Origin of the sequence: Pseudomonas mosselii (genome assembly GCF_003205295.1) — a bacterium.
Taxonomy (GTDB): Bacteria; Pseudomonadota; Gammaproteobacteria; order Pseudomonadales; family Pseudomonadaceae; genus Aquipseudomonas; species Aquipseudomonas mosselii_B.
In genome coordinates this window covers 35,260-47,069 of the sequence record NZ_QJRP01000019.1, presented here as the reverse complement: position 1 = coordinate 47,069, position 11,810 = coordinate 35,260, and the positions used below count along the sequence as shown (strand labels likewise).

Genomic DNA, 11,810 nt, shown 5'->3' with positions numbered 1-11,810 from the left:
AATCAGGGTGCCGGGTCACAATGAATAGAGATTTCACGTTCGCCATTAAAAGTATTCGTTTCGACGAGGACTATCTGCCTGCGGACAACACGCGCATCACCACCAACTTTGCCAACCTGGCCAGGGGCGCGAGCCGTCAGCAGAACCTGCGTAACACGCTGGCGATGATCGACAATCGCTTCAATGCCCTGGCGCATTGGGACAACCCCAAGGGTGACCGTTATTGCGTAGAGCTCGATATCGTTTCCGTCGAGATGAAGATCGCCGGTGAACAGTCGGGCGATGCCCTGCCGTTGATTGAAATCCTGAAAACCAACATTGTCGATCGCCAGACCAACGAGCGCATCGAAGGCATTGTCGGGAACAATTTCTCCTCTTATGTGCGGGACTATGACTTCAGCGTGCTGTTGCTGGACCACAACAAGGGGCAGTCCGGCTTCAGCACGCCAGAGGCGTTTGGCGAGCTGCACGGGAAACTGTTCAAGTGCTTCGTGAACTCGAGCGCTTTCAAGGAGCATTTCAACAAGCCGCCGGTCATCTGCCTGAGCGTTTCGAGCAGCAAGACCTATCACCGCACTGAAAACCAGCACCCGGTCCTGGGTTATGAATACCAGCAGGATGAGTACTCATTGACCGATGAGTACTTCGCCAAGATGGGCCTGAAGGTGCGCTATTTCATGCCGCCGAACAGTGTCGCGCCGTTGGCGTTCTATTTTGCCGGCGACCTGTTGGGCGATTACACCAATCTCGAGCTGATCAGCACCATCAGCACGATGGACACCTTCCAGAAGATCTACCGTCCCGAGATCTACAACGCGAACTCCGCGGCCGGCAAATCCTATCAACCCAGCCTGAAGCACCAGGACTACTCGTTGACTCGAATTGTCTACGACCGCGAAGAGCGCAGCCGTCTGGCCATTGAGCAAGGCAAGTATGCCGAAGAACAATTCATCAAGCCGTACCACGCTGTGCTGCAGCAGTGGTCCGCTCATTACGCTGTTTGATTGATCGAATACACAAGGCCTTGCGTCATGAAAAAACTACTCCCCACTTCTACTGCCGGCAGCTTGCCCAAACCGTCCTGGCTGGCACAGCCGGAAACCCTCTGGTCACCCTGGAAACTCCAAGACGAGGTGTTGGTCGAGGGCAAGCAGGATGCGCTGCGCCTGTCGTTGCATGAACAACAACTCGCCGGTATCGATATCGTCAGTGACGGTGAGCAGACCCGTCAGCATTTCGTGACGACCTTCATCGAACACCTGAGTGGCGTTGATTTTGAGAAGCGCGAAACCGTCCGCATTCGCGACCGCTACGATGCCAGCGTGCCGACTGTGGTCGGTGCGGTTTCTCGTCAGAAGCCCGTGTTCGTCGAAGATGCCAAGTTCCTGCGTCAGCAGACCACACAGCCGATCAAATGGGCGCTGCCAGGTCCCATGACCATGATCGACACCCTGTATGACAGCCACTACAAGAGCCGCGAAAAGCTGGCCTGGGAATTCGCCAAGATCCTCAATGAGGAAGCTCGGGAACTGGAGGCTGCCGGTGTCGACATCATCCAGTTCGATGAACCGGCCTTCAACGTGTTCTTCGACGAGGTGAACGACTGGGGCGTCGCCACCCTGGAGCGGGCCATCGAAGGCCTCAAGTGCGAAACCGCGGTGCACATTTGCTATGGCTACGGCATCAAGGCCAACACCGACTGGAAGAAGACCCTGGGCTCGGAGTGGCGGCAATATGAGGAGGCGTTCCCTAAACTGCAGCAATCGAAGATCGATATCATCTCACTGGAGTGCCATAACTCCCACGTCCCGATGGACCTGATCGAGCTGATCCGCGGCAAGAAGGTGATGGTCGGCGCCATCGACGTGGCCAACCACGCCATCGAGACCCCGGAGGAGGTGGCCAATACCTTGCGCAAGGCCCTTCAGTTCGTCGATGCCGACAAGCTCTATCCGTGCACCAACTGCGGCATGGCACCGCTGCCACGCGCCGTGGCACGCGGCAAGCTCAATGCACTGAGTGCAGGTGCAGAGATCGTACGCCGAGAGCTCGCGAAGTAAGACCGAGCGCGAGGTGGGAGGGCGGGGCGTGCAGCTTCAGCCCTTTCCCATTTTTGGCGGCTTTCACCTAACCTTCAGGACTTACTATGTCGCTCCCCTGTACGGCTATCGAGCCGTTGCGCTTTCGCGAAGCGCTTGGGCACTACGCCTCCGGCATCACGGTGATCACCTCGCACAGTGATGGTGAACCGCTTGGCTTTACCTGCCAGTCGTTCTACAGCGTGTCGATGAATCCGCCACTGGTGTCGTTCAGCGTCATGTCCAGTTCGGCCAGCTATCCCGGGATTCGCCAGGCCGGCCGTTTCGCGGTCAACATCCTGTCAGGCGAGCAGGTCGGGATTTCCAACCAGTTCGCCCGGCGTGGCACGGACAAGTGGCAAGGCATCGAGTGGCAGACGTCGCCGCTGGGCAACCCGATCATTGCCGGCAGCCTGCACTGGCTTGATTGTGAGATTCACGCCGAACACGCTGCCGGTGATCACCTGATCGTGATTGGCGAGGTGAAGGCGTTGAACGTGCAGGACGCCGACGCCGCGCAGCCACTGCTGTATTTCAAGGGACAGTATCGTAGTCTCGCCGCAGCGGATGCGGCTTGAGTCTTCATTCATCATGCGCGCGATCATGTTACTGCGTCAGGTACAAAGGTTGCGCCTAGGGTGGTGTACAGCACCCACAAAATGCTGCCCCCCATCCACAGACTCGAAACCGCAAGAAGCGTGATCCGCGTTGCACCGCGTTACCGAACCGGCGCTTGATCACGCGAATGGGACTTTCGACCTACAGGCTGTCCGGATCCCCTAAGAACATTTTGACATTCATATAAGTCAAAAGGTTATGAACGGGAAACTGGATTTGTACCCCAGATGTACCCCTTTCAACAGCAGCTACGAGTGGATTCCAGTGGACGCAACGAGGAGGGATCGGTTTCAAACGTGCAATCTCTCACTCACTTGCGTAATTTATGCTTTGGGCTCGTCCCAGTCGCTACGCGTCGCAGCAGTCAGCGCATCCCAGTCATCAGGAGGGTTGCCGCGGCCCAGCATCTTCTCGAATACGGCGTAGGGATCGGATTTGCTGCCTGCGGAGCGTAGGGTATTTTCGTCGTTGACCCATGCATAGACGATGACCTTGGATCTTGAGTCGTAGCGAAAGAACAGCCGAAAGCGCCTGCCGATTTTTGCACGGCGCCAATGTCGGTAGGCGGTGCCCAGCGTATTGCCTTGGCGGAACTCATCACGGCCCGGATCGGCAGGCACAGCCTCCATGATCAGATGGCTCAATGCCCGAAACAGCTTGACGTTGGCGTTGCTCTCAAAACCTTGCGGGTCGTTCTGCTCGGCCCGGGCGGCCGCTTCTTGCAATTTGCGTAGCTGTAACGTCACACCTTCCTGGAACAACAGTGTCCAGCCATGTCGCAGCATCAGATCGCGACCTCACCGTCGATATCTTCGTCCAGGTTTACGGAGTGGTTTGCGTTGGCGAGCATGGTTTGCGCCAAGTCTTCCGGCAGAGTGGTGAGGTTGCGGCCGCCTCGGATATCAGCCTCCAGCAAACCCAGGAATGCACCGATGGCAGGGTCTTCGTGGGTGGTTTCTACGCGGCTGACCACGATTTCACCGTTGCGTACGTCGAATGCAATTTTGCCACCTGTGTCAATGCCCAGTAGCTGGCGAACGGATTTTGGCAGCGTGACCTGCCCCTTCGAGGTCAACGTGGCGATTTCGTGGATGGCAGGCATGAGCGTTCTCCCGGATGTGCTGATTGAATGGTAAGGAATAATCCTTACATGGTCAATCTTGGTTTTCTGCTGGTCAAGCATAGGCGGGTAGGACGCTCAGTAGCGCCGCAGGAAGCTTTACACCAATTCCTGGGACACGATCCCTAAAGACTATCGGGGTCCCCAAAGAACATCTGTATCCGCGACCGCAACCACTTCTCCGCCGGATCATTGTCCTGCGCCCCACGCCAGGCCATGTGCAGCTCGAAGGTGCGCACCTCCAGCGGCAGGTCCTCTGCCCGCAACCCACCCGCCGCAGTCAGCGCATCGGCCGTGTAGTCCGGCACCGTGGCGACGATATCGGTCCCCGCCAGCAAACTCCCCAATCCGTTGAACTGCGGCACCGCCAACACCACGTGGCGCTTGCGGCCGATCTCGTCCAGCGCCTCGTCGATGAACCCCGAGAGGTCGCCGGCGAACGACACCAGGGCATGGGGCCGGGCGCAGAAGTCATCCAGGGTGATGCTGCCGGGCATGCTGTCGGCGCGCAGCAGCTTGGGCATGCTGCGGCGCAGCACCTTGCGCTTGGCGTTGGCGGGCAGTTCACTGGTGTAGCTCACGCCCACCGAGATTTCACCCGAGGCCAGCAGGGTGGGCATCAGCAGGTAGTTGACCCGGCGCACCACCAGGACAATGCCGGGGGCTTCGGCGCGGATGCGCTTGAGCAGCTGCGGCAGCAGGGCAAATTCGGCGTCGTCGGACAGGCCGATGCGGAACACCGCGTTGCTGGTCGCCGGGTCGAACTCGGCGGCGCGGCTGACGGCGGTGGAGATCGAGTCCAGCGCCGGCGACAGCAGGGCGAAGATCTCGTGGGCGCGCGCCGAGGGCTCCATGCTGCGGCCGGTGCGCACGAACAGCGGGTCGTCGAACAGGTTGCGCAGGCGCGACAGCGCGGCGCTGATCGCCGGCTGGCCGAGGAACAGTTTCTCGGCGGCGCGGGTCACGCTGCGTTCATGCATGAGCGTTTCGAACACGATCAGCAGGTTGAGGTCTACGCGACGCAAGTCGTTACGATTCATTCGATGCGGCTCGCCTGAAGTGGGGCAGGGGTGAATCTTAAGGCCAAAGGCTGGTACCCTGCACCGATTTCCGGGTGCCAATGCACAGATTTGTCGGGGGCCCAATCAATGACAGGCATGTCGACTATTAACAGCCACTGATGGTCCAACCGTGAAAGCCCGGATAAAGTCCGTGGTAATACGAGATTCACACAGGCGAGGTATGCGATGTCCCGCATGATCCGTTTCCACAAGTTCGGCCAGGCCGATGTGCTCCGATGCGAGGAGCAGGCCGAACCGTCCCCGGCTACCGGCGAGGTGCAGATTCGCGTCGAGGCGATCGGCGTCAGCTGGTACGACGTGCTCTGGCGGCAGAACCTGGCGCCGTCCCAGGCGCGGCTGCCGGCCGGCATCGGTCACGAGATGGCCGGCGTGGTCACCGCCGTGGGCGAGGGTGTGGACGATATCGCGGTGGGCGACCGGGTTGCCAGCTTCCCGGCCACCAGCGCCAACGACCACCCTGTGTATGGCGATGTGATCGTCCTGCCGCGCAGCGCCATCACCCGTTACCCGGATGTGCTGACCCCGATCGAGGCCAGCGTGCACTACACGCCGCTGCTGATCGCTTACTTCGCCTTCGTCGACCTGGCGCGGGCCAAGGCCGGGCAGACCGCGCTGGTCACCGACGCCAGCCACTGCGCGGGGCCGGCCTTCGTGCAACTGGGCAAGGCCCTGGGGCTGAAGGTGTTCGCCGCCACCAAGGAGCCCGAACAGCGCGAGTACCTGCTGGGCCTGGGCGCCGACAAGGTGATCGTCACCGAGGAACAGGACCTGCTGATGCAGATCGGCAAGTACACCGATGGCCGTGGCGTGGACATGGTCCTCGACGGCATGGGCGGCCCGCAGATGTCGCTGCTCGGCGATGTCCTGGCGCCGCGTGGCAGCCTGGTGCTCTACGGCCTGCAGGGCGGCAATCAGACGCCGTTCCCGGCCTGCGCGGCGTTCCAGAAGAACATCCAGTTCCACGTGCACTGCATCGGCAACTTCACCGGCAAGCCCGAGCTGGGCATCGCCCAGGACCAGGTGGCCCTGCAGCGAGCGTTGCGCGACATCAACCAGTTCACCGCCGACCAGCTGCTGACGCCGCAGATCATCAAGGTGTATCCGTTCGAGCAGGTGGTCGAGGCGCACCGGCACATGGACGAGTGTCCGTGTGGCGGGCGGGTGGTGCTGGATATGGGTGTGCACTGATCGGGCTATGAAGCTCCCAGGTCATTCGCGGTCCCTGTAGGAGCGGCCTTGTGTCGCGAAAGGGCCGCAAAGCGGCCCCGCGATTGATGCGTCAACACTGAGATCTTGGGGCTGCTGCGCGGCCCTTTCGCGACACAAGGCCGCTCCCACAGGGACGCCAGCCAAATTTAGCTAAATGTCCTACTAGGCTTTAGGAAGTTTCCTTCAAGCTCGGTTTGCTATTCATCTGCCAGAATCGGACTTCAATTCGAAGCCGTCAGGGAGATGGAGCGATAGCATGACCGAGACCCACGACCAAGCCATGCACTATGTCTACCAGCAAGTCCTGCAGCGCCTGCTGGAGCACATGACCCAGGCCCAGCGCGCCTCGGTGCAACTGCTGGTCCAGCGATTGCTGGTCATCGCCGGCGGCCAGGAATACGTCGGCAACGTCCGGGTGCTGGTCTTGCACGGCGTCGACCGGCGCAGCGCGTACCTGCTGGCCTGCCTGCGTGCCGCGCAGTTGAGCATCGCCCTGCGCCATGGCGCGACCTTCCGCCTGCGCGTGCTGGCGGCCCGTCTGCCGACCCTCGACGATACCGCCCTGGCCCTTCACGACCGTTGCTTCAGCGCGCTGTTCCTGCACGACGATCCGCGGGTGGAACTGCTGCGTGCCGATGGCGGGCAGCTCGGCCCGTTCGGCGCACGCCAGGCCTGCTCGGCCGAGCAACTGGCCGACTCGGGCAACGCCTGGTTGCTGTTCGGTCACCTGGTCGGCGGCCAGCCGGACGCGCTGCTCGGCGCCAGGGGCTACCTGGAGCTGGCCAACAGCCTGGGCCAGGCGCTGGCGGGGGAGGCCGGGGAACAGATCCTGATCAGCGCAGTGCCGTTCACCCAGCGCCACCGCCTGCTGGCCTGGGGGCGGCGCTGCCTGCGCCACACCGTGGAAGTGGCGCAGGCCCTGACGCCCCACAATGTGCTGGCGGCGGGCCTCGAGCAGTTGGGCGAGGTGCTGGCCGATCCCTGGCAACCGCCGACTTCACCCGTACTCCGCCAGCGCGGCGGCGAGCCGCGCCTGGTGATGGTCGAGGACTTGTTGCGCCACCCGGACGACGGTGGGCCGCTGGACCGCATGCTCGGCCGGCAGGATGCCCAGGGCAGTCAGGCCCAGGGGCCGTCGGGGTTGTTCGATCCCTTGCCGCTGGCCCACCTGCATGGGCTCAAGTCGCAGTACCTGGACCTGCGTAGCTATCGCGACGGTACGCAGGCGTACTTCCAGCGTTTGCGCCAGCCCTCGGTCGCCTGGCCCCAGGGCCGGGCCTTGCGCGGCGAGGCGCAGGCGCGCCTGCTTGGTGCCTATGGCGTGAGCGAGGCGCAACTGGTCTGCCAGCTGTTCACCCCGTTCGAGGCGGGAGGGTACAACCTCGAGAGCTTCGTGCTGCGTTGTCATCCGGGCATGCGCGTCGCACTGCCGTACCTGCACTGTGCCTTGCAGGGGCGACCCTGCCCGGAGCCGGTCAGCCAGTGGCTGGTTGAAACCAGCGGCCTGCAGCTTGTGCAGTTACGGGGGCTTTATGCCGGTACGCTCAGCCACCAGGCCCGGCGCCTGTTCCAGCTGCTGGGGCGACGCGACCAGGGATTGCGGCTCCTGCCGGCCAGCGCGGACGGTGGCTATCCGCTATTGCGCGCCGCCGATTAGGCCTGCTGCCTGGGCGAACGCTTGTAGGGATTGCGTGACCGTCGATCCAGTACACTTGCCCAGGCATGGGGTCTGTATGTATAACCAGTGCTTGTTTCCCAACACCCGACTCGCACCGTGATCGCCCATTCCGTCGATGACCCCCTGTACTACCTGCATAACTTCCGTCAGGTCCTGAGCTGGGTCGGGCAGCGCTACGCCGACCTGCTGGACCGCGACGAGCACGGTTTCATCCAGGTCTTCAGCGAACTGCCGGTGCCCAGCCAGGCCCTGCTGGTACGCATGGTCATGCGCAAGGGCGAGCTGTTTCGCAGTGACAAGCTCGACTATGCCGAGATTGGCGACACCGCGGTGGCCCTGGCGCCGTTGCTGGCGTTGGGATGGGTGGCCGACGACGCGCCGTTGACCATCGAGCAGTTGTGGGCGTTGCTGCGCAAGGACGAACTGGCGGTATGCTTCGCCGGGCGGCTTCCCCGACCGCGCGCCGGCAAGGCCGAGTTGCTGGAGCAGTTGCAGGCGCTGAACTTGCCGTCTGGCCCGCTGGTCCAGTGGTGCCCCGGTTTGCCATTGCGAACCCTGCACTGGTGCCTGCAGCCGTTGTGCGACCGGCTGCGCCTGCTGTTCTTCGGCAACCTCTACCAGAGCTGGTCGGACTTTGTGCTCGCCGACCTGGGGGTGTTCCGCTACGAGCAGGTGGCGTTCAGCGACGACTCGCGGGCCTTGCGCAAGCGCGCCGAGGTCGACCTGGCCATGGCCCTGCACCAGTGCGCCGAGCGTCTGGAGCAAGGCGCCGCGCCCGCCGAGCTGCTCGCCGCACTGGACGGGTTTGACGACAGCAACCCCTGGTTGGCCCGACGCCGGGCGCGCCTGTTGTTCAGCCTTGGACAGCAGTGCGAGCGCCTGGGGGACTGGGACCTGGCACTGCGGATCTACGCCGACTGCGCGCACCCCGAGGCACGTATTCGTCAGGTCCGGGTCCACGAGCGCAGCGAGCAATGGCCAGAGGCTCATGCCCTGGCCCAGCACATGGCCCAGGCGCCTGCCAACGCCTTGGAACGCCAGGCCCTGGAACGCCTGCTGCCACGCCTGGTGCGCAAGCTCGGCGGCCCGGCACAGCCGCGTCGGCGCAGCGAGGCGGTGACGCTCATCGAGCTGGAACTGCCGGCCGACCTGGCGCCATTGGGGGTGGAAGAGGCGGTGCGCCAGCGCCTGGAACAGGATGGCGGCAGCGTTCATTACGTCGAGAACACCCTGTTCAACAGCCTGTTCGGCCTGCTGTGCTGGGAGGCGATCTTCGCCCCGGTGCCGGGGGCGTTCTTCCACCCGTTCCAGAGCGGCCCGCAGGACCTGCACGACGTCGATTTCCAGCAGCGCCGCTCGGCACTGTTCGACGCCTGCCTCGGGCGCCTGGACGATGGCAGCCATCGCCAGGCCATCCGCGACTGCTTCCAGGCCAAGCAAGGCCTGCAGTCGCCTTTCGTGTTCTGGCAGATGCTTGACGAGCCGCTGCTCGAACAGGCACTCGAGCACCTGCCGCCCGCGCACCTGAAAGCCTGCTTCCTGCGCCTGCTGCAGGATATCCGTGCCAACCGCGCCGGCATGCCCGACCTGATCCAGTTCTGGCCGGGGCAGGGCGGTTATCGCATGGTAGAGGTCAAGGGACCGGGCGACCGACTACAGGACAACCAACTGCGCTGGCTCGAGTTCTGCCATGCCCACGGGCTGCCGGTCGCGGTCTGCCATGTGCGCTGGAGTGATGTGCCGACATGAGCTACACCGTGGCCGTGCGCGCCCTGTGCGAGTTCAGTGCCAAGGATGGCGACCTCGACCTGCGCTTCACCCCGTCGCCCACCGCCCAGGAGGGCATTGCCGGGCACCGCCGGGTTGTGGCGCGGCGCGCTGCCGGCTATGAGTCGGAGGTGGCGCTGGAGGGCGAGTACCAGGGGCTGCGGGTGCGCGGACGCGCCGATGGCTACGACCCGGCGCGCAACCGCCTGGAGGAAATCAAGACCCACCGCGGCGACCTGGCCCGGCAGCCCGACAATCATCGTCAGTTGCACTGGGCCCAGGCCAAGGTCTATGCCTGGCTACTGTGCCAGGCGCGACAGTTGCCGGCGGTCGATGTGGCGCTGGTCTATCTCGATGTCGACAGTGACGACCAGACGGTGATCAGCGAGCGTTGCCAAGCCGATGACCTGAAGCGCTTCTTCGAGACCCAGTGCCAGCGCTTCCTGGCCTGGGCGCAGGCGCAAGAGCGGCGGCTGAGCGAGCGGGACCGGGATCTTGGTGCGCTGACATTTCCCTATCCCGAATTCAGGCAGGGCCAGCGCCAACTGGCCGAGACGTTGTACAAGGCCGTGAGCACCGGCCGCTGCCTGATGGCCCAGGCCAGCACCGGCATCGGCAAGACCCTCGGCACCCTGTTTCCGCTGCTCAAGGCCGTGGTGCCGCAGCAGCTGGACAAACTCTTTTTCCTTACCGCCAAGACCCCGGGCCGGGCCCTGGCCCTCGACGCGTTGCGCCAGATCACCCGGGCATCGCCGCAGCCGGCCCTGCGCAGCCTCGAGCTGATCGCCCGCGACAAGGCCTGCGAGTACCCCGAGAACGCCTGTCATGGCGAGTCCTGCCCCTTGGCGCGGGGTTTCTACGACCGCCTGCCGGCTGCCCGCGAAGCCGCCGCGCAGGTGCCGCTGCTCGACCGCGCCAGCCTGCGCGAGGTGGCCCTGGCGCACCAGGTCTGTCCCTATTACCTGGGCCAGGAGATGGCGCGCTGGGTCGACCTGCTGGTGGCCGACTACAACTACTACTTCGACGCCCATGCCTTGCTGTTCGGCCTGGCCCAGGCCAACCAATGGCGCACGGCGGTGCTGGTGGACGAGGCGCACAATCTGGTGGAACGGGGGCGGCAGATGTACAGCGCCAGTCTCGACCAGGGCCAGTTGCTGGCGCTGCGCCAGAGCAAGCCGGCCGGGCTGGGCAGTGCCCTGGACCGGCTGAACCGGCAGTGGAACGCGCTGTACAAGGCCCAGGTGGCGCCATACCAGGCCAGCGAACAACTGCCGGACGCCTTCCTGCGCGCCCTGCAGCAGTGCATCGGGCTGATCCAGGAGCGCATGAACCAGGCGCCCGCCGAGGTCGAGCCCAAAGTGCTGGAGTTCTTCTTCCAGGCACTGCAGTTCAGCCGCATCGCCGAGCTGTTCGACGAGCACTTCCTGTTCGATATCAGCCCGCGCAACGGCCCACAGGGGCGGCGCCTGGCCACGCTGTGCCTGCGCAACGTGGTGCCGGCGCGGCTGCTGGGGCCGCGGATGAGCGCGGCGCGCAGCGTCACGCTGTTTTCCGCCACGCTGAATCCGCGGCATTTCTACAGCGACCTGCTGGGCATGCCCGCCGACACGGCCTGGCTGGAGGTCGCCGCGCCGTTCCGGGCCGAGCAGCTGCAGGTGCGCATCGTCAGCGAAGTGTCCACCCGCTACCAGCAGCGCCAGGCGTCGCTGGCGCCGATTGTCGAGCTGATCGCCGCCCAGTTCGCCGGCCAGCCGGGCAACTACCTGGCCTTCTTCAGCAGCTTCGAATACCTGGAGCAGGTGGCGCGGCTGCTGGCCGAGCGCTATCCGGCATTGCCCATCTGGTGCCAGGCGCCGGGCATGGACGAGACCGGGCGCGAGGCCTTCCTGGCGCGGTTCGTGGAGCACGGGCAGGGGGTGGGCTTCGCCGTGCTCGGCGGCGCCTTCGGCGAGGGCGTGGACTTGCCGGGCACGCGCCTGATCGGCGCCTTCGTCGCCACCCTCGGGCTGCCCCAGGTCAACCCGGTCAACGAGCAGTTCAAGCAGCGCCTGGGCCGCCAGTTCGGCGCCGGTTTCGACTATGCATACCTGTACCCGGGGGTGCGCAAGGTGATCCAGGCCGCCGGCCGGGTGATCCGTGGCGACCAGGACCGTGGCGTGCTGATGCTGATCGACGAGCGCTTCGCCGAGCCCCGGGTGCGGCAGATGTTCCCCAGCTGGTGGCAGCTGGGGTGAACGCCGCCATCGCCTGGCGCTGAA

10 protein-coding genes are annotated in these 11,810 nt (G+C 64.1%); 7 read left to right on the top strand and 3 right to left on the bottom strand.

Annotated elements, in window-relative coordinates; genetic code table 11:
- The first annotated feature begins 20 nt into the window (after positions 1–20).
- The 3 genes from DMX06_RS17895 to DMX06_RS17885 all read left to right on the top strand — a co-directional run bounded on the left by DMX06_RS17895 (position 21) and on the right by DMX06_RS17885 (position 2,656).
- A complete protein-coding gene (locus DMX06_RS17895; protein ID WP_110738673.1) occupies positions 21–1,004 on the top strand; it encodes a DUF1852 domain-containing protein in 984 nt (327 codons plus the stop codon).
- 27 nt (positions 1,005–1,031) lie between these two features.
- Entirely contained in the window at positions 1,032–2,060 is a 1,029-nt protein-coding gene (locus DMX06_RS17890) for a methionine synthase (protein ID WP_110738672.1), read from the top strand.
- A gap of 86 nt (positions 2,061–2,146) precedes the next feature.
- Entirely contained in the window at positions 2,147–2,656 is a 510-nt protein-coding gene (locus tag DMX06_RS17885) for a flavin reductase family protein (RefSeq protein WP_110738671.1), read from the top strand.
- Between the two features lie 363 nt (positions 2,657–3,019).
- On the opposite strand, the gene DMX06_RS17880 is transcribed toward DMX06_RS17885, so the two are convergent.
- From DMX06_RS17880 to DMX06_RS17870, 3 genes are all read right to left on the bottom strand, one after another.
- On the bottom strand, positions 3,020–3,481 hold the full coding sequence (locus DMX06_RS17880; protein ID WP_110738670.1) for a type II toxin-antitoxin system YhaV family toxin: 462 nt from the start codon (positions 3,479–3,481) through the stop codon (positions 3,020–3,022).
- On the bottom strand, positions 3,481–3,798 hold the full coding sequence (locus tag DMX06_RS17875; RefSeq protein ID WP_110738669.1) for a type II toxin-antitoxin system PrlF family antitoxin: 318 nt from the start codon (positions 3,796–3,798) through the stop codon (positions 3,481–3,483). Before DMX06_RS17875 ends, DMX06_RS17880 begins: the two co-directional genes overlap by 1 nt.
- Before the next feature lie 143 nt (positions 3,799–3,941).
- On the bottom strand, positions 3,942–4,856 hold the full coding sequence (locus DMX06_RS17870) for a LysR family transcriptional regulator (protein ID WP_110738668.1): 915 nt from the start codon (positions 4,854–4,856) through the stop codon (positions 3,942–3,944).
- A gap of 207 nt (positions 4,857–5,063) precedes the next feature.
- Between DMX06_RS17870 and DMX06_RS17865 the strand changes: the two genes are divergently transcribed.
- The 4 genes from DMX06_RS17865 (at position 5,064) to DMX06_RS17850 (ending at position 11,786) form a co-directional block, all read left to right on the top strand.
- Complete coding sequence (locus DMX06_RS17865; protein WP_110738667.1) at positions 5,064–6,086, top strand: zinc-dependent alcohol dehydrogenase family protein; 1,023 nt, start codon at positions 5,064–5,066, stop codon at positions 6,084–6,086.
- 277 nt (positions 6,087–6,363) lie between these two features.
- Positions 6,364–7,764, top strand: coding sequence for a hypothetical protein (locus DMX06_RS17860; protein WP_110738666.1), 1,401 nt, complete (start codon positions 6,364–6,366; stop codon positions 7,762–7,764).
- Between the two features lie 117 nt (positions 7,765–7,881).
- A complete protein-coding gene (locus tag DMX06_RS17855; protein ID WP_110738665.1) occupies positions 7,882–9,534 on the top strand; it encodes a VRR-NUC domain-containing protein in 1,653 nt (550 codons plus the stop codon).
- The gene (locus DMX06_RS17850) at positions 9,531–11,786 is read left to right on the top strand and encodes an ATP-dependent DNA helicase (RefSeq protein WP_110738664.1); all 2,256 of its coding nucleotides are present in this window, start codon (positions 9,531–9,533) and stop codon (positions 11,784–11,786) included. The genes DMX06_RS17855 and DMX06_RS17850 overlap by 4 nt, the downstream gene beginning before the upstream one ends.
- The last annotated feature ends 24 nt before the right edge of the window (positions 11,787–11,810 follow it).